A 21,252-nucleotide genomic window follows, 5' to 3' on the forward strand; every position below is an offset into this window, starting at 1 on the left:
ATAACTCCTGACGATGAGTAAAATCTACCCGAGCCCCACCGCCGCGCTTGTAGACGTCTTGTTCGACGGCATGACAATCATGTCCGGCGGCTTCGGCCTCTCAGGCAATCCGGAAAGTCTGATACCGGAGATACGCAGTGCCGGCGTTAAAGACCTGACTGTCATCTCGAACAATTGTGGAGCCGATGGCTTCGGTCTTTGGATGTTGCTTGACAATCGCCAAATCCGGAAAATGATCTCGTCTTATGTCGGCGACAATAAACTGTTCGAACAGCTTTACCTGTCGGGTGAACTGGAACTTGAATTGAATCCCCAAGGAACACTGGCCGAACGGATACGAGCCGGTGGCGCGGGAATTCCAGCCTTTTACACCAGGACCGGCGTGGGAACGATCGTGGCCGAGGGAAAGCCCGCTGAGGTATTTGACGGCGAACTCTACATTCGCGAGTCGTGGTTGCGCGCGGATTTATCGATCGTCAAGGCATGGCGTGCGGACAGCGCAGGCAATCTCATGTTCCGAAAGACAGCACGAAACTTCAATCCGAACATGGCGACAGCAGGAAAAGTGACAATCGCCGAGGTCGAAGAAATTGTAGCCGACGGCACGTTCGATCCCGACCACATCCACACCCCGGGCATCTTCGTTGATCGAGTGGTTCGGAGCACGATCAACGAAAAGCGGATCGAGAAACTGACCACGCGGCCAAGGAGCGGCTAATGGCATGGACGCGAGAAGACATGGCAGCCCGCGCTGCACGCGAGTTGCACGACGGATATTATGTCAACCTTGGTATCGGCATTCCGACGCTGGTCGCCAACTATATTCCCGACGGGATGAAGGTCACGCTCCAGTCGGAAAACGGCATGCTGGGAATGGGCATTTTTCCCTATGAGGATGAAGCCGATGCAGACCTGATCAATGCCGGCAAACAGACAATTACCGCGCTCCCGACCTCGAGCTTTTTTTCCTCGGCAGATAGTTTCGCTATGATCCGGGGCGGCCATATCGATTTGACCGTGCTCGGTGCGATGGAAGTTGCATCCAATGGCGATCTCGCCAACTGGACAATTCCGGGCAAAATGGTGAAGGGTATGGGCGGTGCGATGGATCTCGTCGCGGGTGTCAAACGCGTTGTGGTTGTGATGGAGCATTCCAACAAGCACGGTGCCCCAAAAATTCTCGAGCGCTGCTCATTGCCGCTGACCGGCGCAGGCGTTGTCGATCTGATCATAACTGATCTGTGCGTGATCGGCTGCGATAAAAAGGCAGGCGGCCTAACCTTGCTCGAACTGGCACCAGGCGTGTCTCTCGAAGAGGTCACTGCCCGCACAGCCACCACCTTTTTCGATGGTAGCACTGCAAAGGTGGCGCAATGACGGATGCGTTCATCTGCGATGCGATCCGGACACCGATCGGACGATATGGCGGCGGTCTCGCGCACGTTCGACCAGATGATCTTGCCGCTATCGTACTTCGCAACCTAATCGAGCGCAACGAAACGCTCGACCCTTCCGCGATCGACGATGTGATACTCGGCTGTGCCAATCAGGCTGGCGAGGACAATCGCAATGTGGCACGCATGGCCGTATTGCTCGCAGGACTACCAGATTGCGTCGGCGGCTCGACCGTCAACCGGCTATGTGCGTCGGGCCTTGATGCGATCGGGTCGGCGGCACGGGCGATAAGAGCGGGCGACGCTGACATGATGATTGCGGGCGGTGTGGAAAGCATGACCCGTGCGCCATTCGTTTTACCGAAGGCCAAAAGTGCCTTTTCGCGCGACAATGCGATCTATGACACCACGATTGGATGGCGCTTCGTCAATCCGGCGATGAACGTCGCCTACGGCACCGATCCGATGCCCGCAACCGGCGAGAATGTTGCAGACGAGTTCGGGGTTTCGCGCGAAGATCAGGATTACTTTGCTTTGCGTAGCCAGCAGCGCACCGCAAAGGCGCAGGCCGACGGCTTTCATGCCGATGAGATCGTCCCTGTGGTTGTCGATAGCGGCAAGGTGAAGGTGGTCGTCGATAGCGACGAACATCCGCGAGGCGACACGTCGATCGCTGATTTGCAGAAACTCATGCCAATCGTTCGTCCAGGAGGCACCGTAACCGCGGGCAACGCGTCGGGGGTCAACGATGGCGCCGCGGCAATGATTGTCGCATCGGCAGCGGCCGCGCAGCGGCATGGTCTAACGCCCCGCGCGCGCATATTGGGCATGGCTAGCGCCGGAGTGGCTCCGCGCGTTATGGGGATCGGGCCGGTCCCGGCGGTGCAAACACTGTTGGCGCGGATCAACAGGAAGATCGGCGACTTTGACGCGATTGAACTCAATGAAGCTTTCGCGAGTCAGTCTCTCGCTGTGTTGCGCTGTCTCGGTCTCGCCGACGATGCGCACCACGTCAACGCATGCGGCGGCGCGATCGCGTTAGGTCATCCCCTCGGCATGTCCGGCGTGCGAATTGTACAAACCCTCGTGCATCGGTTGGAAGTAGAAGGTGGTCGATACGGTCTCGCCACGCTGTGCGTGGGTGTTGGACAGGGTCTAGCGCTGGCGGTGGAGCGGTTATGAGCAACGATATGGTTACCATGGGCGATGGCTGCAGGATCGCATACCGCTTCGATGGCGCACCGCACGCTCCTGTTTTGATGCTTTCCAATTCGTTGGGCACAGCAATGGCAATGTGGGACGTGCAAATGCCGGGCTTTCGCGAGAATTTCCGCGTATTGCGCTACGATAGTCGGGGGCATGGGCTCTCGGACGCGCCAGCGGGTGCTTATTCGGTCGACCGGTTGAGCCGAGATGCGATAGAGTTGCTCGACGCACTCGAGATCGAGCGCGTGACCTTCTGCGGCCTCTCGAAGGGCGGCATGGTCGGTCAGTGGCTGGGTTGGCGTGCACCTGAGCGACTTGAGCGCCTGATCCTAGCCAATACTTCCGCTTACATGGGACCGCCAGAGAGTTGGGACGAACGTATTCGTGTCATTTCGACAAGCGGGACTGCCGCGATAGCTGATTCCGTATTGCAGCGCTGGTTTCGATCGAATTTCCTGCTGCATTCGGCGGATGCGATCGCACCGATCCGGAGCATGTTGCTATCAACTCCGGCCCATGGCTATGCGGGATGCTGCGCCGCAATTCGTGATATGGATCAGCGCATGGTTGCCAAGCTGATCGCTGTTCCAACCCTTGTGATCGCAGGAACGGAAGATCCCGCTACGCCCATCAGCCATGCCGAATTTCTTGCCGACAATATTCCAGGCGCAACGCTTGCGGTTCTCGAAGCGGCACACCTGTCCAATATAGAGCAGCCAAAAGCCTTCGAGCGAAAAATTATTGAATTTTGCGCTTCATAGACAAGCGATCGCGTTCGCGAGGCTGACCCGGGCTTTGCGTCATCGTTCCGCGAAAGTCTCCAAGTTCTATGAGGTCTTGTAGAAAAGTTCAAAGGTTCGATGATCGAGCAAGGTCCAGCGACACAATCATGAATTGCGACGAGCGATGGTACCGCTGCGTAGCGATGGCCTCTCCCCGAAACGCAAGCGATAGGCCTGTGAAAACCGACCGAGATGCGTAAATCCTGATTCCAGGGCTACTTGCGTCACTCTCAGATTCGGATCACATCTCAGCCGGTCTCGAGCTTCATCGAGGCGCCGATCTCGCAGATACCGCATAGGACTGATACCTCGAAACCTCTGAAAGCTATCCAGCAGCGTTCGCACTGGCACACCCACTGCCGAAGCAATATCGCCAAGCGCGATCTCGTTTCGGATATTCTCCTCGATGTAGGCCTCAGCCCGTTTTACCGCTGCCGGGGCGAACGTGCCGCATTTCGGTTCGCCTATCACGCCGAGCCCGCTGAACAAAGCGGTCAGAAAAACCTGTTCATAGCTTGCACTAAGATTCCTATCGCTTTGCATCAGGGCCATCATGGCGCGATCATCAAGGACCATATCGGCGCATTTTACCCAAGAACGCAATTCTGCGGAACCAAGGTCAAACACATTCCGCAAGGTTGCATCAGACCGTCCACTCGCACGGCGAAGCGCCAAATCGTCAATTCGGAAGATGAGCTGTACGCAATCATGGGAGAATTCCGCGCTAAAAGCCTCCCCCGGGCCGATGCACACGCCCTTGGAGCCGCCGATGACAAGTGTCTCTTGCCCTATACGTATTTCGGCCTGACCGCTCTGGCACAAAATCAGAAGGTGGTAGCCGTCGATCCGATCCAAATGAACGGCCATTCGTCCGAAACTGATGGTGCCGACGCCAATATTGGCGAGTTGCAAATAACTCATCGAACAACTGACCGACCTGCTCAACCCTAGAGGCCGAAGATCATGGGGCTGCATTACTGCCGAAATCCTGTCGCGCATATCTTCTACATCGTCCGAGACGAACAATTGATAGTCTGGAACTTTGGAAAGTTGCTTACCGATCATGATGAGTTAAGCCCTCCTGGCTCCAATCTTGCAAAAATGGTGCGGCGCTAACCACCCCTCGCTACACTTCTCGATAGCCGCAGGGGTAAGGCACTGCGTTCTGTAGGGAATGAATCTGCGCCCTGGCAGATTGGCGAAATCATTCGCTCACCGAGCGAGGGTATTCTAACCCATATTGCGCACGAATTAGCGCCAGCTCACGACCATAACCAAGCTGGGCAGGATCTAGCGAATATGCCGCTTTGAAATAATCTTCCTGACCTGACGGAGAGAATATTGACAGGTAACGACATGTTTCAGAACCGGGATTCCAAAACCGCTGCGAAACGCCTTGCGGGATGTGAATGAATGTTCCGACCGATGCCTCATGTTTCACGCCGTCGATTTCAACGATGAGGCAACCCTCCAATATCTGGATTGCTTCATCTTCATTGCCATGAACATGAAGCGGAGCTGGCGGAGCCTCTGGAAGATGCTCGGCTTCCACGACCGTAAATCGTCCTGCGGTCTGACGACCATCAACTCGGATTGTTACGCGACAACCATCGGGATTGAAGAAAGACTCGCCTTCTCCAGGACGACTTATGAACACGTCTCTGCTCAACGAAATACCGCTCCCGTCAAATAAATTCGCGCCCTGGGACGTTATGCCGGGCTAGGCATATTTTAGCGTCATTTAAGGAAGTGAATTTCTTGATCAAACCTGATCAATCTCGGCTTGTTCACCAGTTCATTCCTACGTTCTGGAGAGGGTCGTCAGCATGAAGCGATTCGCCAATTTGGCTTCAACGCTAAAATAGCGGGCCGCAACCTAATCCAAGTCGCTAGTCACAGATCAAGGTTGAGTGCCTGTTTCATGGCCTCAAAGGAGTGACGCAACGCAATTTCTGAGTCCGCAAAATGTACATGGTCCATTGCCCGCGATTCTAGCGCGAGCTGCGCGGCCTCGCCAAGACTGAGATCTTCCCGCCAAGCATCGCGTATCAAAATATACGCCTGTTCCTGGCTCAGCAACTCACTGGGCTTGCGAGGCGGCAAGAAGTAAACGCTCCCGACCCAACGGGTCTCATTGACGCTGATCGGCCAAAATTGGTGAGTAAAGAAGAACCCGGAGGCGACATCAATGAGAATGTTGGGAAACGTCCCATTAATATCGAACGCAAAATACTTATTGTTAGACCAGTTTGAACCCGGAAATCCTTCGGTAGCCATATCGGTCCAGGTTGTCCCCAGCGCAGCCGCAACCTTTTCGATGGGCGTCGCCTCATACTCAGGGTTATAAACGACAGTCGCGCTCCGGTTGAGTCCCCATGTCTTGAAGCCACCGGGCCGACCGAATGGATTAATGGGACCCGCATAAAACGTTGGAAAGGTTCCGGCGTGCACCGTGCTGACGTGGTATGCCTCTTGGAAAATATCCTGGAAAACTTTCCAATTACAACGGAGCTTGGATGACCATTGGCCGCCGCAAACCAGAGACTCGAACGGATAATCGCGATATTGTTCTACAAATCCACCAAGTTGTTCTATCAGCGTTTGCGCTGGATTTTTGTCGAAATTGATAAATATAAAGCTATTCCAAACTTCGCAATTAATCTCGACAAGACCTAATGTGGCTTTATCCAGATCATGGAATTGCGAGAAGTCTGGTGCGCTTGCCAGTTTTCCATCCATAGTGAAGGCCCAGCCGTGGTTTTGGCAGACGAAGTGTCGGCAGTTGCCTGCTCCGCTTGCAACACGGTTCCCACGGTGTCGGCAAATATTATGAAACGCCCGAACCTTACCATCCTTGCCTTTGGCGACGATGACAGATGTTTTTTGGACTTCAACTTCATACACGAAATAATCGCCAGAGTTACGCACCTGCTCGCTTCGCCCGATCACCAACCAATAGCGGCCAAAAATCTCGTCAGCTTCCCGCTGGAAGATTTCTTCTGACAGAAAAAACTCAACCGGAATTGGTCCGGTGCCCAACTCAGGATGCTGGCTCGCGTTCACCCGTTCCTTGGTCGTCAGATCGGGAACGATGGGTTCAGATATCGGCAAAGATGCCATTATACACTCCTGATATCAGAGGCTAGTCATGCCGCCCGCACGCTCGACACTTTGTAATTTTGGATCTGCGGGTGAATGATGAGCCGTTCCCGTGCAAAGTCGGTTGGAATATCCGGACTCTTCATAACTTCAACGGCAGGCGCGATTTCCATCAACATCAAACCGAGCTGAAGAAGGCGCGCGGCCTGAGGCGGAATGGCTTCAAGCGGGTAATGATTAAGGTAGTCCGCCACTGCTGCGATATGCGGCATCATCGCGCAATAAAAGGCATTCAACTCGTCGAGCGTGGACCCGCAACGCTTATCGTTACGCTCTTGCTGCGTGGCGACAGACCAACCCCCATCAACATACAGCTCCAGGCTCGCAAACAGATCTGGCAATCTCTGACTCATGCGATTCTCCTGCCTTGATAGTCAGATTGCAATAGGGTCATAAATATGTCTAATATATTCTACATTGAAAGCTGCAAGGTTTGGAATATATAATGGAGTTGCGTCATCTCAGATATTTTGTTGCGGTTGCCGAGGAGCTACACTTTAGCAGAGCGGCAAAGCGGCTTAATATGTCTCAGCCCCCTCTCAGCCAGCAAATAGCCGCACTGGAGAGCGAACTCGGGCTGAAATTATTGGATCGGGACAAGAGGAATGTGTCTCTCAGCAAAGCGGGGGATATCTTTCTCAATCGCGCACGTATGATCTTGGCAAGTGCCGACGAAGCCATCGACGAAGCTCGGCGGGTAGATCGCGGCTACGAAGGTAAAATCGTAGTTGGTTTCATGAGCGCCGTGATGCTGGTACGCTTGTCTGAGTTCTTGACAGAATTTCATGCACTTTCACCAACAGCAGAGGTCGATTTGCGGCAGATGCAGTCGAATGCCCAGTATATGGCGGTTATAAACGGCGAAGTGGACGTGGGATTTGTCGATATTGCTGTTGGCAGCATGGGAAATGTTTTCGAAGCAACAGAACTTAATGTCACTCTCGCCCTTCATGAACGGCTTGTCCTTTGCGTTGGCGCAACCCACGCACTGGCAGATCGCAAGAGTATTGCCATGCGGGAATTGGCGGACATCGCTTTCATCACCTTGACGCGCCAGACGTTTCCATCCTTCTTCGATACATTTTTGCACTTATGCCAGAAATCCGGTTACAATCCGCACATCGCACAACAAGTTGAAAGTATGCCCGTCGCTGTAGCTTTGGCGGGTGCCGGTTTCGGAGTCGCCGTCGTTCCCGCTCTCAGCATAAGCGGCGTTCATGCCGAGAACACACGTTTTATAGAGATTGAAGATGAGGCGTTCGTAGACATTTACCTCATCTCGCGCTCTGCTAACCGAACAGGGCTTGTCCAGCGGCTTCGCGAAATTTGCGAAGGCCGTGTCACCGCGATTTCAGACTAGCTGGGTCACCAGGCGATGCAATGATTGGTTTGGATCCGTAAAGCTTGAAAGGATTGTGAAGTGATCGGCACCGTCGACGATATGGTGATGTGACTCATTGCCGGCGCTCCGCCAGGCACGATGCATTTGAAGCGTCTGCAACAGAAATGCCTCAGTCTCTTCGCCGCCCACAGCAAAGATAGCCTGCGGCTGATCCTGCAATACACGAAAGGCGGGTGACGCCGAACGGGCACTTGCCTTGTCCATCTGCAAATTCTGGTTGAGGCTTGTCGATGTCAGTGGTTGCAGATCAAACACGCCGCTGATCGCTGCTATGCCAGCGATGGTCGGTCCAGACTTTGCGCACCGCATACCTAATTCGATCGCAAGATGTGCGCCCGCTGAGTGTCCGGCCAATATCAACGGTACTTTATCGAGATCAGCCACTGGCGTAAGTGACTCCGCCGTCGCATCGGTCAATTGCGCCACGGTCGCGTCGGGGCATAGCGGGTAATTCACAAGCGCCACATTGAAAAGCGCTTCGTTAAATGGCGGAGCGATAAAGCGGAACGTCGACTTATCACGCGATTGCCAATAACCAGCATGAAAATACACGAGCGTAGCGATGGCCCCGTTTTTGGCTGGAAAAAAATCTAGGCGTTGTCTGGCATGAGCCCCATATTGACGGTCCAAGATACTGTCTTGACGCTTCGCCTGGATCTCACTGGCAGCTTCAAAGGATTGCAGTAGCCGCGGAAAACCGGAACGTCCCTGCCCCGTAACATATTCGAATTCATTGTCGCCCATAGATTGGCCCATTCTACCGCTCAGGGCGTGAATCGCCCGCCGTTTAAGTGAAGTACTTGACCCGTCATGTAGGACGAATTTGGCCCCAGCAGGAACAGGATTGGCCCGACAATATCGGAGGGTTCCGCCACCCGGCCAAGGGGGATACTCGCCACATACTTGTCGCTCATCTGATCAAACCAAGAGCGATCAGACGCAGATGCGTCACGCCCCGTTCCACCCGCCAGAAAGTTTGTTTCGACCGCCCCGGGTGCCACGACATTTGCGCGGACCTTGGGCGCATTTTCCATCGCAAGCGCCTTGGTGAGGCTTACAAGTCCACCCTTTGAGGTCGCGTATGCCCCCATTCCCGGCATGACCTGATATCCGAGGCTAGAGGCGACCGTTACGATGGCTGGCGCGTCTGCGCGTTTCAGGAGCGGCAGCAATCCGGCAGACAGCAGATACGCTGACCGCAGGTTAACGGCCATGAGTTCGTCCCATTGCTCCACAGCCACTTCAGACAGAGGTCGACGCGGCATGAGGGGGAAACCACTGAGGAATACAAACCCGTCCAGGTGCTTCCCGCCAGCGGTTAGCTGCTGTGTTGCATCTGTGATCGAGGCAGAGCTTGCCCCGTCGAAAGCAATGTATTCCACGCCCTCTTCCCGGGCGTTGTCCGCAATTGATGCTTCGAGATCGAGAACAACCACCTCATGTTGCAGTGCTTTGCAGGCCCGCACCAATTCTCGACCTATCCCTCCCGAGCCCCCGGCTATGACCAGGCGAGACCCGCTCGTCGGTCCCAATGTGGAATAATCAAGTGTCATATGTCAGCCTTGATAAAATTAGCGATGGAGCCCGATTCCGTATCGGCCGGGCGAGAGAATGCCATTGGGATCCAGTGCATCCTTGATGTTGTTGCAGGTTTGCAGGAAGCTGTGCCCAAGGCGGTTCATTGCATAGGGTTGGTAGGCCGTGGGCGGCCGCGACACAGGATAGCCAGCGGCGGCATACTCGTCGATAAACGCCTTGTAGCAAGCGTCTGCCCTCGCGTTCTCCTCGGGGTCTTCTCGGTTCCATACCAAAACATGCAGCGCGCGGCTCATGCGGGCACCGACGACGTGTTCACAAATATAGTCGAACCCAAAGCGTTCAAGAATATTCCGCGACAGGCGCTGATGATCCTTCGCGGTCTCTCCATGGATGGGCGTCACGGGCAGGATCCAAGTCGCGCCGCCTCCGGGGCGCCATTCGTAAAGAGGAAATTCGTCACGGGTCGGCTTTCCGATGAAGCTGTCGCTATGAATCCGGAACATGGGATTTTCGTCCGCAATCTCCTGCGGGATATAGGTCGCTTTGCCCGATTTTGTGAACAGGGCTCGAATAACGTCGATCTGCGCATCCGCTGCTTCCTGCGTTGGAGCGTAGACAGCGCCCGAGACGACCCAACTTCCGATGCCATGTTCAGTCTGCATTTCCTTGCGAACAGCATCGGGGATCGTCTTGCGAATGTCTGCCCTGTCCAGAGGAAACCGCGTTTCAGTACCAAAGGCATAGATATCATTAGTGACTTTGAGCAGCGTGGGGATCACGCCCCGTAGTTTTGTGAAGCGCGCCAACTCCATGATCTCGCCGATGTCGTCATCATCTGGAAAAGAGAAAAAGAAGGATTGGGTCACGGGCGGCTTTGGCATAAGCCATATGCCCATCCGGGTCACAATCCCGTAGTTGGACTGTAGAAATAGACCATCAAGATAGGGCCCAAGGCCATATTTGGAGATGTTCCAAGATTTTGAACCCTCCAGCGCGCCGTCGCCGGTACGCAATACATCTCCGTTCCCAAGCACGACCTCCATGCCACAGCTCATATAGAAATGGTCGAAATAGGGCGTGTAACCGGCACCTTTGTCCAGCGTATTGCCGAGCGGCCCTCCTTGGGGCGGCCCCGATGTGGTATCCAGCATAAGCGGATGCCCACGCGACTCTAACTCGTCATACAAATCTTGGTAGGAAACGCCTGGCTCTACTACCGCATATGCCATCTCTTCATTTATTTCGAGAATGCGATTCATGCGGCGGCCGAGCTCGACGACGACCTGTCCGGGCAGGACCGGTGCGCGGCTTCCTAGTCCGATATTCTGGCCAGTACTTACTGGATAAAGCGGCACCTTGAAACGATTGGCAAGCGCAACGAGCCCCTGCACTTGCTCGGTCGAATTGGGATAAATAACGCCGGAAACGGGCACATTACCCTCCGGCATCAAATTCTCGCCGAAGCGATCGACCTTCGACGCGCTAGTGTCCACCCATTCGGCCCCCACCAGCGCTCGCGCAGCTACCATGAATTCCGCCAGATCGTCCTGCTGGACTGCAGTTTGCGATGATGTTGCCACGGCTATCCCCTATTTAACGCTGTCGCGCAAAGAGCGACGGGTTTTTTGCCGCCTGTTGCCCAATCAAGAAGTTCTACGAAATGCACGATCGGCACATCGCTATATTGTTGAATTTGGTTCATGCAGCCGATGTTTCCGGTCGCAATAACCTCGGGCTTTGTCCGCGAGATATTTTCCGCTTTCCGTTTACCCAGCCGCCCGGCGATCTCAGGTTGCAGCATATTGTACGTTCCCGCGGAGCCGCAGCACATGTGCCGTTCGGGGACATTCACCACATCACAGCCGACACGTGTCAGGAGTTGGCGCGGCTGGCTGGTCACGCGTTGCGCATGTTGCAGCGAACAGGGGTCATGATACGCGACCCGCAGACCAAGAGGCGCAACTGGTTCGATACCAATTCTCACCAGCCATTCAGAAATGTCGAGTGCGTGATCGGCGACAATCTGTGCTTTGCTGGCGTAATCAGGGTCGCCCTTGAGCAGATGCCCATAATCCTTGATGGTCGTGCCACAACCGGACGCATTGATGATAATCGCCTGGACACCTTCGTCCACGATGGCGCTGTGCCATGCATCGACAGCGCGACGGGCCAAGGCGCGCGCCTCGTCCCCTCTTCCCATGTGGAGCGGAAGTGAACCGCAACATCCTACCGACCGAGGTTTGTAAATCTCGCATCCGTGGCGAGACAAAATCCGAATGGTCGCATCGTTAATTTGAACTCCGATGACCTTTTGGACGCATCCCTCAAGGAGAGCCACGCGATACCCGGCCGCTCCAGATGAATCGACTCTTTCCAAATGTGCAAAGTCGGATTTTTGAGGCTTCAGCGCCTTTGTCATCGCGATCATGCCGGCCAGCTTTGATCCGAGCACGCCCGAAAATGGGCGCGCGACGGACGCAGCCAACATACTTAAGCGGAACAATGCGGGATTTGGCAAAACTTTAGCGATTAAAGTTCGCAATGCCCTTTCAGCGAGAGGGCGACGATAATTCTCTTCTATATATTCCCGCCCGATATCAATGAGCTTGCCATAATCAATGGATGTCGGACACGTCGTCGTGCACGCCATGCAGGAAAGGCAACGATCGAGATGCTTGACCGTTGAGGGATCGGGGACCCCGCCTGCTTCAAGCATCTTCCCTATTAAATCGACACGACCGCGCGGTGAATCTAGCTCATCGCCGAGCAAGACATAAGTGGGGCAAGTTGCCGTGCAAAAGCCGTAATGGCGGCATTTCTCTATTTCGGACGCAGCTTCTTGCAGGATCGGACTGGCAATCTGTTGCTCGGTAAAATACGTTTTCATCGCCGCTCTTTCCGTTCGAAACAGCGTTAGAGCCAACGGTCGTCCATATGTAAAATATTTAATTCGTGGGAAGTAATTCGTTTTTCGAATAAAATCATGTTTTCATCAGGACCATGAATCAGGGAAATTTTTGAATCTCGCCTGACTGAATTTCTGACCATTGTTCACGCGTGCAGGCGGACAGCGCTAGCCGACGAGGCGCGTTTTCGGTGGCGGCAAACATGTGAAGCGCGATGCAGAATAGCGCACAAGAGTGGCGCGTTGTTGACGCGAGCCCACTGCAAACGTCATTCGTCGCGATTTGGACCCAATTGCCACCACCCTCAAAGCAACGGTCGCGCCGCGGCGTTTTCATGACTCAACGACGCGTTCTTTCAAAGGATTTCATGCAAATACTTCGATTCGGCCATCGCGGACGCGAACTTCGAAAGCAGCAACGGGCTCATAGACCGGCGCTGAGACCGCCTCACCTGTCTTGAGACAGAACTTGCCTTGATGCAGCGGGCATTCAAGGCAACCGTCCTCAACCCAGCCCTCAGAAAGTTGCGCTTCGCCGTGCGTGCACAGATCGTAAAGTGCATAATGGCTGCCTTCGTGCAGTACCAGCGCGATTGGCTTTCCGCCAGCGTTGACGCCGGCAACTTCACCTTCAGGGACGAGACCTTCAGGCCCCACATCATACCAATGGCTCATTGAAATTCCTCAGATCGGGATCGCAAGCAGCGTTTGAACACGCGACGTCTCGAAAATGCAACGCAGGCGGGAAAAGCGCCAGCCTTCAGCCGTGACTACCAGGCCACCGAGATAACGACCTGTCTGATACACGAAGGATTGCCCAGCTTGGTTAGAATTGATCACCAGATAATTGCTTGTAAATGCGATTTCGGCGTCCGATACGCTTTGAATTACCAAACCAGACAGGAAATGACGATATGTCTGAGGCGAAAATATGTTTGCGTTTCTCAGTGAAATGACGCGGTCCCGCAACATGCGTTGGTTATCGCAGCGCATGACTGGTGCTGGTAAGCCCATATCCTCATTTTCGCGTGGAATGATTTCATAAAGGCAATCCTCTACGAACAGCGCAGGCCATTCCTCCAGCCTATCATTATCGATCACGTCAATGTAGAGATCGAGGAGACATTGGACCTCGAGCCGGACCATCAAATCTTTAGTCATGCTCCATGCTCCCCGTCAGTCTTCGTGGTGGGAAGATCCATCAGCTTCTGATAGCCTTTCCAAAAGCTGCGAATAAGATTTTCAGTGATGAGCGTATTCTTTTGCTCGGGAGCATCGCGGGCCATTTCGATCACTGAGTGCGCATTGCCATCACGAACAGTGCCTTGTTGAACCAACTCGGTCGCCTCGGTATCTTCCATCGAGATATAGCCTGCCGGGCCAACGAGATTGGCCTGCTTGACACGTAAAGCGCGTAGCTCGACCGTGTCATCCGCATAGCCGAAAAAGTGGAATATTAGCTCAAAATTATTGGGCCCCTTGGGCAGAAGTTGCCGCGCCACCAGCGTGTTGTGGATCTGCTGAATCACCAATTGTGGAAAAATCGGCTGAATATGATTCGTCGCCAACACGTCGAACTCAGGAACAAGCGCCAGAATGCTATCATCCTCGAGACTGAAACCTTCGTCGTAAGAACGAATATTTTGTTCTTTATAGGCGTCTCCCGTATTTTCCTGCTCTTTGATCGCCAGAATGATCGAGTGAAGACCGTCGATATTATCAGTTTGACAATGCGCCTTCATACCCACGCGGAAGATATTGAAGGTTGTATGAAACAGGTGGAGCAGACTCGCGTGATACGGGTCTTTCACATTCTCGAGATAGAGCTTCCAGTTGGAGTTAGAGAATTGGCGCGTGCAACCAAGATACTCAACCGGCTTATGAAAGATCCGATCGATGAATCCAGCCATGTCTGGCCCGACATAATCCAGAAAATCCACGACGGAATCGCTGAATGTCGCGAAAACAAGGCCCCGATAATTTTGGACACGGAGTTGTCGCAAGCCATGATTAGCTGGCTTAAAGTCTTTGGGCATTCCCTCGGCACCCTTTTGGCCGCGCCGAAAAGGGACGCCGAGCAAATTGCCGCGCGTATCGTAGCTCCATTGGTGATAGACGCAGTCGTGACTTTTCGCATTGCCCCGCGCTAAGCGGCACACCATCGCGCCGCGGTGAGCGCAACGATTCACCCAAGCGGCCAATTCGCCGTCTTCGGTACGCGTTAGTACGACCGGCGTATCGCCTATAAACGTGCTTTTAAAGTCACCTGGGCTTTTCACCTCATCTTCCAGCCCCAGAAAATTCCATGTCGGACCGCGATAAATGCGCTCCTGTTCACGATCGTAGACGTCCTGGCTGCTGAACACCTTGTATGGTACCCGAGAGCCATCGCCCTTAGGAAATTCAGCGACAGAAAATCGCTTCTCTAGATCAGTTGAAATGTCGCCCATCGCTAATTCCCTTATTTTCTTGATTGGCCACAGGAGTTCTCGATCATGGGAGGGGCTGCAATCCGATTGGCGCATGGAAGCAAGCCACTATCCGAATCTGGCAATTAAATGCTGCCTTTTGCCGGAGCCGATGGCATTCGGCCTGTTTTTGAGGCTTGGCGACCGCCGTGCGGCGCACTCTGGACAGTTTCTGGCGGCTGAATGACGCCCCTCTCAAACCGCTTCTCAAAAAAGGACCCGTCGTGAAAGACCGTTTTTGAGAACTGAAATTTTCCACAAAAGAACGAACAACCGGATGAGCTGACTAAACCGGCAATAATCCTTCGAAGCCCCACGCAGCAACGCACGATTGACAGGCTGCGCAAACAGCCGGCTAGAAGGTCGGCCCCGGCATTGGCTGGCCGAGATATGGGCCATTTTTCCGATCATACCACGACCGGTCCAGAAGGTCGTAGCCCGGTGCATAGACCCCCTCGAGCACAGCAGTGAGATACCGTGCGGCCGCGTGGAGGTTTTCGTCGTCGCTTGCGGTGAGGCGGCGGATCGAGGGCAGAGCGGGCAGAGCCAAGCGGCCCGCAAGGATCAGCGCCGAGATCGCCTGCAATTGCAATGCTACGGATGGCGCCGCGTCCAGGATCGTCGCCAGATTTGCAATGCCTTTAGCATGTTGCGCTGTTTCGCACAGCGCGCTGGCCGCCTGCAAACGCACATAAGGCGATGGATCGTGCTCCGCCAAGCGAACAAGTCGGTCTTCGGCCAGCCCAGCATCGGACCCCAGCAATTTAATGCCATAGACCGCCCAATAGCGAACAAGATCATTGTCATGGGAAAGCTGCTTGCGGAACCGCTCGAGGTTTCGCGGATCGCGGCGCGCGGATTGCTGCGCCAGCGCCATCAGCTTGCCAAGCGGATAGGCCGTGCGATTGCGGCTCTGAAAATAGCCTTCGGCCCCGTGCCCCTCGGGAATGAACCCATTATCGTTGATCTTGACCATATGCCGATCGAGCGCGGAACGCATCGCCGCGATTCGACCGGCCTGTGCAGGGTCGCCGATCAGGTTGCGCACCTGATCCCGGTCGGTGCCGAGATCGTAAAATTCCTCATAGGGCTTGGTCTGGAAAAACCGATCTTGCGCGGGGTTCAGTCGGTCGGCGTCATGTGCGCGTTCCCATGATTGATAGGATTTGGCGACCCAGGAATAGCTCATCGGCGTGCCCCAGGCGACATCGGGCAAATAGTTGCGGATATAACGATAGCGCCCGTCGCAGACGGTGCGGTTGAAGTCGTAGCGTTCCCCCTGGCGATCGTTTGCGCCGAACGCGAATTTTTCGGGGCTTCCCGCATAAGGGCCAAGCAAGGCGCGCCCCACCATGTGCGGGGCTTTGGGCTGACCGATCAGCGACAACAACGTCGGCACCAGATCAATGTAGCTGACCGGGCTATTCACGACGCTGCCGGCCGGCGCGGGCGCCAGATGTTGCCATTTGGGCGGCACATAGATCATCAGGCAGGTCCGGTAGCCCTCGTCATAGCTGTAATGCTTGCTGCGCGGCATCACCCCGCCATTGTCGGAATAGTAGAAGACGATGGTGTCCTCGGCGAGACCGTCCGCCTCGAGCGCGGCCAGCCGCTTGCCACAATTGGCGTCCATCATTTCGATACGGTTGTAATAGCTCGACAGATCGGTGCGGACCTCCGGCGTGTCGGGCAGATAGGCCGGCACGCGGACATCCTCCGGTTTGACCCGCCCCTCGGTCTTGAAGAAAATCTGGGATTCATGCGTCGTCAGGTCGTTGAAGACCGCCATGAAGGGCTTGCCTGCCGGCCGGTTACGCCACTGCGCGGTCCGGCTGTTATCGTCCCAGATAATCTTTGGATCGATGTCGCAATTATAGTCTGTCTTGAAATTGTTCAGGCAGTAATAGCCCGCCTCGCGGAGGTATTCCGGGTAGGTCTTGAGCTGCTTGGGGAGATGCGCGTTGGCGCGCATGTGCTGGGCGGGCGAACAACTCTCGGCATGGACGCCGGTCAGAATGCCGAAGCGCGAGGTCGCGCAGACCGGCGCATTGGAAAAGGCATTGCGATAAAGCACGCCCTTCTTCGCCAATGCGTCGAGATGCGGCGTATGCGCGATCGGATCGCCATAGGCCCCGAGATAGGGGTTGTTGTCCTCGCTGACCATCCACAGGATGTTCGGCAGCCCCTTGGGCGTCGCAGGCCTGGCAGCCGCGAGCGCCAGCGGCGGGAAGCTCACCGCCATGCCGCCGGCCACGCCGCGGCCGAGAACATTGCGCCGTGAGAGGGCGCGTTTCAGGCGGCTATGCTCATCGCTCATCAGGAAATCCTCTAAAAACATACTGATCGTTTCTGCACGATGACGCGCGGCTCTGCAGCCCGGCGTTCACGGCTCGCTAGACCTCATCACGGATCACGCAGCGAAAGCCGATATGGCTGGTCGACGTATCGATCGCTTGCGGATGGCGAGCCGCCGGACGGTAACGCTGGCAATAATTGGGCGCGCAAAGATGCGAGCCTCCTTTCAGCACCTTGCGACCCATCAGCATCTCCGGACATGCAGGATCGTAGCTGTCGCGTTCGCGGCCGCGATACTGGTTGACGGGGAGTTCGCAGCAACTCCCCGACTTGCCTTTCCGCAACGGCGGCCGGGCGCTGGGCGCTGCGTACCAGTCGGCCGTCCACTCCCAGACATTGCCGATCATATCGTACAAGCCATAACCATTGGCAGGAAAAGTGCGGACCGGAGACGTGCCCTCGAATCCGTCGATCAATTGATTGGCAAAGGGAAACAGGCCTTGCCAATAGTTCGCGAGCATCGCCCCATCGGGAGCCAGTTCATCACCCCAGGCAAATTCCGCGCGGTGCAGGCCGCCCCGCGCAGCATATTCCCATTCCACTTCGGTCGGCAGAGCCTTGCCGGCCCAGTCCGCGAAAGCCGCACCGTCCTGATAGCTGACATGAACAACGGGATGATCGGCCATATCCGCGATCAAGCTGTCCGCGCCGCGCGGATGACGCCAATCGGCACCGAAGCGGTAATGCCACCAATTGGCGGGATTGGCCAAGTCGACCGGACCTGCCGTCTTTTCAAACACCAGCGATCCCGGCCGGGCCATGTCAGCGGGCATACCGGGGAAGTCGCGCGGGTCGGGGGCCAACTCTGCAAGCGTCACATATCCGGTTGCCGCGACGAATTCAGCGAAGCCAGCGTTCGTCACCGGGGTCTCGTCGATCCAGAAGCCGCTGACCCGGGCCTTTCTGACGGGCGCCTCCTCGGGGTAAAAGCGCTCGGAACCCATATGATAGTCGCCGGCCGGCAGGTGCCGCATTCCCGGATGGCTGTCCCCCGTCGCGGCCTTGGCGACATGTCGTTCGGCGCGATGCAGGGCGGCAAATGCGTCATCCATGGACCGGCTTTGCTCCCAGCAACCTTACCGATCCGACCTCCAGACCGCTCCGCCGCAGCTTAGCATCATGAGCGTCGATTTCCAGCTTAAGCGTTTATGGTCGCGCTAACATTTCCTAGCTGACAACGAAGTTTAAGTTCATTGTCTACCAATTAGATCGACTATACTTGCCCCCGGCAGGCGCTTGAAATGCGTTGCAAAATTTCAAAATCAAAGGGGCGTACCGTGGCACTTGAGCACAAAGAATATTCGATCACATCGCTGCTGCGGTCGAGCGCAGCGCCGGTCGGGTTGGTGATCGCCCTGGCGGGATTTGGAGCCGGCGTTGCCCAGGCTCAAGAAGCCGTTGCCCCAAACGCGCCCGCCGGCATCGCAGAGGCGGAAGACCAGCCCGATACCGAAATCGTGGTGACTGGCACTCTGCTCCGCGGCGTCGCGCCAGGCGGGTCTCAACATCTGACTTTTAGCCGCGACGATGCGATCGCGTCGGGGGCGGTCAACACATCGCAGCTTATCGCCCAGATCCCGCAGAGCGGCAATTTCCTGCGCCGGCCACAAGCCGGCATCAACGGATCGGCGCTCTCGGTCAACCGGCCCACCTTGCGTTATCTGGGCGGCAATGCCGCGGGTGGATCGAGCACGCTCGTCCTGCTCGACGGGCACCGGCTGCCGGGCATGGGAATCAAGCAGACAACGCCGGATACCGATGCGATCGCCGCTGGCGCGATCGAGCGGGTGGAGATCGTGACCGACGGCGGATCCTCCACTTACGGGGCCGATGCCGTTGGCGGCGTCATCAACTTCATCACGCGCAAGCGCTTCGATGGTGTCGAGGTACGAGGACGGTATGGCAGCGGCGAGGATTATTGGACCTGGGATGCCTCCGCCACGCTTGGCAAGAGTTGGGACAAGGGTTCGATCTGGCTGTCCTACAATTATGCCAAGCACGATATCCTCTACGCGGCCGACCGGGACTATGTACAGAATCGAGACTGGATCAACGGCATTCCTGCCGATCTGAATTGCGCACCGGGCAATATGACGATCCGCTCCGCGCTCGGAGCCTCGACGACCTATGGCCTGCCATCGCTCACGGCAGGCCTTGGCAATCGCTGCGACCTCCAGCGGACAAAAGCGCTGTTTCCCAGCGAAAGTCGGCATTCGGTGTTTCTCGGGTTCAACGTCGATCTCTCGGATACGGTGACGTTCGATACCCGCCTATTCTATGCCAATCGGCGCAGCATCAATGATGGCGGCCCGCTGGTCGGATCGGCCACGCTGACCTCGACCAATCCCTTCTACCGCGACAGTGGCGATGCGAATACCGGACGCGCCGAAACGGTCCTCTTCAACTTCGCCCCGGTACTGGGCGAACATAATTATACGCGCACGTCGCTTGAAACCTGGGGCGTTACCAACACCATATCGGCCAGATTGAGCGATAGCTGGGAATGGCGCGCGCTGTTCAACTACGGCGAAGGTAAGTCCGAGGCGATCGGCGGGGCGGCGGCGACCGGCGTCTTGGCCGCGGCCGTGACTGCGGGCAGGTTCAACCCGTTCAATCTGGCGGATCCGATCAATCAGCCCGTGCTCAATGCCTATGCCAACTATCGTGACTACGCGCTGGGGCGTAACTTCCTGACCAACGGCCGCGTCGTGATCGATGGCACAATTGCGACGCTGCCTGGCGGCGACATCCAGCTTGGCATGGGCTTCGAGATCATGCGCGAGGAATATGCGATCAAGATCGGCCAGGCGGCGATCACCGCGCTGTCTTCGCTGGCGACCAACCGCGCAGATCGAACGACCAAGGCGGTCTTCGGCGAACTGTCGATACCGATCGTCGGCACCGGCAACCGGTCCGCGGGCATTGAAAGCCTGCTGCTGTCGGCATCGGGCCGCTACGACCATTACAGCGACTTCGGCGGGACCTTCAATCCGAAGATCGGCCTGACCTACGAGCCGGTCGAGTGGATCGCATTCCGCGGCAATTGGGGCCGGTCGTTCCAGGCACCCTCGCTGGCGGACAGCAGCGTCGCCAGCCCGACGACGATCAGTGGTGGCGGGACGGTTGCATATGCCGCGCCGGGAGTGCCGGTTCTGGCCGGCCAGTCCCAGATATTCCTTACCGGCGGCGGTGCTGATCTGCAGCCGCAAAAGGCACAGACATGGTCAGTCGGTGCTGACGTGCGGCTGCCATTTGCGCGCGGCGTGTCGCTGAGCGCGACCTATTATGACATCAACTTCCGTGGCCAGATCGCCTCCCCACCGATCTTCAACCCCGCCGCATTCTACGCCCAATATCCCAACAACTATAAGCTCTATACGGCAACCGGCGGCATCACGGCGGCGGATGTACAGAAACTGGCGGCGCTCGCCAGCAATCCTCAAGCCGTTGCGGCCTATGTCGCGGACCCCAGCAACGTCTATAGCCTTGCCGACCTGCGGGCACAGAACCTGACCAGCGTCTTCACCAGCGGTCTGGATTTTGGCCTGAAGATCCACGAAAATACTGGTTTTGGTTCGATTTTCGCCAATATCGCCGGCAATTACATGCTGACGTTCGAGGCGCAGGCCTCGACCACCTCGCCGATAACCAGCACGGTGTCGACCGCGCCGCGGCTGAATGTCACCGCGACGGCTGGCGCGCAGATCGGCGGCCTGCGGGCACAGGCGACCCTGCTGCACATGGGCGGGTTCGACGTCACGCCGAACGCGGCCAATCTCAATCAGTCGCGGGTCGATGCGTATAAGGTGGTCAACGCATTCGTCCAATATGATGTCGGCGGCGAAGGTGCTTTCAAGGATCTGTCCTTCACGCTCAATTTGGACAATGTGTTCGACAAGCATCCGCCGCTTTACCGGGGTGCGCTCAACGGCGCCTATGGATTCTTTGGCTTCAATCTCGGCCGCATTGTGCAGCTTGGGATCAACAAGCGTTTTTGAACACCTTCGGGCGTTTCGGCCAAGCCCGATGCCATGCGCGGCAT

General features: G+C 56.2%; 19 protein-coding genes. 6 read left to right on the forward strand and 13 right to left on the reverse strand.

Features of this window, described 5'->3' with window-relative positions; all coding sequences use genetic code 11:
• Positions 1 to 13: 13 nt before the first annotated feature.
• Genes FHS49_RS11620 through pcaD form a run of 4 tightly spaced genes read left to right on the forward strand, consistent with a single transcriptional unit; the run spans position 14 to position 3,361 of the window.
• Entirely contained in the window at positions 14 to 718 is a 705-nt protein-coding gene (locus FHS49_RS11620; RefSeq protein WP_184018689.1) for a CoA transferase subunit A, read from the forward strand.
• Positions 718 to 1,377 carry a 3-oxoacid CoA-transferase subunit B gene (locus FHS49_RS11625; RefSeq protein ID WP_184018691.1) on the forward strand — a complete coding sequence of 220 codons (660 nt, stop codon included), beginning with the start codon at positions 718 to 720 and terminating at the stop codon, positions 1,375 to 1,377. Before FHS49_RS11620 ends, FHS49_RS11625 begins: the two co-directional genes overlap by 1 nt.
• Complete coding sequence (pcaF, locus tag FHS49_RS11630) at positions 1,374 to 2,576, forward strand: 3-oxoadipyl-CoA thiolase (protein ID WP_184018693.1); 1,203 nt, start codon at positions 1,374 to 1,376, stop codon at positions 2,574 to 2,576. The genes FHS49_RS11625 and pcaF overlap by 4 nt, the downstream gene beginning before the upstream one ends.
• Complete coding sequence (gene pcaD / locus FHS49_RS11635; protein WP_184018695.1) at positions 2,573 to 3,361, forward strand: 3-oxoadipate enol-lactonase; 789 nt, start codon at positions 2,573 to 2,575, stop codon at positions 3,359 to 3,361. The genes pcaF and pcaD overlap by 4 nt, the downstream gene beginning before the upstream one ends.
• Positions 3,362 to 3,487: 126 nt before the next feature.
• Here pcaD and FHS49_RS11640 read toward each other — a convergent pair whose 3' ends face one another.
• From FHS49_RS11640 to FHS49_RS11655, 4 genes are all read right to left on the reverse strand, one after another.
• Complete coding sequence (locus FHS49_RS11640; protein ID WP_184018697.1) at positions 3,488 to 4,447, reverse strand: AraC family transcriptional regulator; 960 nt, start codon at positions 4,445 to 4,447, stop codon at positions 3,488 to 3,490.
• A 139-nt stretch (positions 4,448 to 4,586) separates the two neighbouring features.
• Positions 4,587 to 5,051 carry a cupin domain-containing protein gene (locus FHS49_RS11645; RefSeq protein WP_184018699.1) on the reverse strand — a complete coding sequence of 155 codons (465 nt, stop codon included), beginning with the start codon at positions 5,049 to 5,051 and terminating at the stop codon, positions 4,587 to 4,589.
• 224 nt (positions 5,052 to 5,275) lie between these two features.
• A complete protein-coding gene (locus tag FHS49_RS11650) occupies positions 5,276 to 6,502 on the reverse strand; it encodes an aromatic ring-hydroxylating oxygenase subunit alpha (protein WP_184018701.1) in 1,227 nt (408 codons plus the stop codon).
• A gap of 26 nt (positions 6,503 to 6,528) precedes the next feature.
• On the reverse strand, positions 6,529 to 6,894 hold the full coding sequence (locus FHS49_RS11655; RefSeq protein ID WP_184018703.1) for a hypothetical protein: 366 nt from the start codon (positions 6,892 to 6,894) through the stop codon (positions 6,529 to 6,531).
• Positions 6,895 to 6,986: 92 nt separating this feature from the next.
• On the opposite strand from FHS49_RS11655, the gene FHS49_RS11660 reads away from it, so the two are divergent.
• Positions 6,987 to 7,901 (forward strand): LysR substrate-binding domain-containing protein, encoded by a 915-nt coding sequence (locus FHS49_RS11660; protein WP_184018705.1) that lies wholly within the window; start codon positions 6,987 to 6,989, stop codon positions 7,899 to 7,901.
• Here the strand turns inward: FHS49_RS11660 and FHS49_RS11665 are convergent.
• The 9 genes from FHS49_RS11665 to FHS49_RS11705 all read right to left on the reverse strand — a co-directional run bounded on the left by FHS49_RS11665 (position 7,893) and on the right by FHS49_RS11705 (position 18,184).
• The gene (locus tag FHS49_RS11665; RefSeq protein ID WP_184018707.1) at positions 7,893 to 8,687 is read right to left on the reverse strand and encodes an alpha/beta hydrolase; all 795 of its coding nucleotides are present in this window, start codon (positions 8,685 to 8,687) and stop codon (positions 7,893 to 7,895) included. The genes FHS49_RS11660 and FHS49_RS11665 overlap by 9 nt on opposite strands.
• A 20-nt stretch (positions 8,688 to 8,707) precedes the next feature.
• Positions 8,708 to 9,496 (reverse strand): SDR family NAD(P)-dependent oxidoreductase, encoded by a 789-nt coding sequence (locus tag FHS49_RS11670; protein WP_184018709.1) that lies wholly within the window; start codon positions 9,494 to 9,496, stop codon positions 8,708 to 8,710.
• An 18-nt stretch (positions 9,497 to 9,514) separates the two neighbouring features.
• Positions 9,515 to 11,062, reverse strand: a complete 1,548-nt coding sequence (locus tag FHS49_RS11675; RefSeq protein WP_221240491.1) for an FAD-binding protein — start codon at positions 11,060 to 11,062, stop codon at positions 9,515 to 9,517.
• A gap of 2 nt (positions 11,063 to 11,064) precedes the next feature.
• On the reverse strand, positions 11,065 to 12,369 hold the full coding sequence (glcF, locus tag FHS49_RS11680; protein ID WP_184018711.1) for a glycolate oxidase subunit GlcF: 1,305 nt from the start codon (positions 12,367 to 12,369) through the stop codon (positions 11,065 to 11,067).
• A 384-nt stretch (positions 12,370 to 12,753) separates the two neighbouring features.
• Positions 12,754 to 13,062: a non-heme iron oxygenase ferredoxin subunit gene (locus FHS49_RS11685; protein WP_184018713.1), complete on the reverse strand. Its 309-nt coding sequence runs from the start codon at positions 13,060 to 13,062 to the stop codon at positions 12,754 to 12,756.
• Positions 13,063 to 13,071: 9 nt separating this feature from the next.
• Positions 13,072 to 13,548, reverse strand: coding sequence for an anthranilate 1,2-dioxygenase small subunit AndAd (gene andAd, locus FHS49_RS11690; RefSeq protein WP_184018715.1), 477 nt, complete (start codon positions 13,546 to 13,548; stop codon positions 13,072 to 13,074).
• A complete protein-coding gene (gene andAc, locus FHS49_RS11695; protein WP_184018723.1) occupies positions 13,545 to 14,837 on the reverse strand; it encodes an anthranilate 1,2-dioxygenase large subunit AndAc in 1,293 nt (430 codons plus the stop codon). The genes andAd and andAc overlap by 4 nt, the downstream gene beginning before the upstream one ends.
• A 373-nt stretch (positions 14,838 to 15,210) precedes the next feature.
• Entirely contained in the window at positions 15,211 to 17,172 is a 1,962-nt protein-coding gene (locus FHS49_RS11700; protein ID WP_184018725.1) for a sulfatase-like hydrolase/transferase, read from the reverse strand.
• Between the two features lie 76 nt (positions 17,173 to 17,248).
• The gene (locus FHS49_RS11705; protein WP_184019764.1) at positions 17,249 to 18,184 is read right to left on the reverse strand and encodes a formylglycine-generating enzyme family protein; all 936 of its coding nucleotides are present in this window, start codon (positions 18,182 to 18,184) and stop codon (positions 17,249 to 17,251) included.
• 303 nt (positions 18,185 to 18,487) lie between these two features.
• Here FHS49_RS11705 and FHS49_RS11710 point away from each other — a divergent pair, with 303 nt between their 5' ends.
• Positions 18,488 to 21,208, forward strand: a complete 2,721-nt coding sequence (locus tag FHS49_RS11710) for a TonB-dependent receptor domain-containing protein (protein WP_184018727.1) — start codon at positions 18,488 to 18,490, stop codon at positions 21,206 to 21,208.
• The last annotated feature ends 44 nt before the right edge of the window (positions 21,209 to 21,252 follow it).

Source organism: Sphingobium boeckii, from assembly GCF_014199215.1.
Lineage (GTDB): Bacteria > Pseudomonadota > Alphaproteobacteria > Sphingomonadales > Sphingomonadaceae > Sphingobium_A > Sphingobium_A boeckii.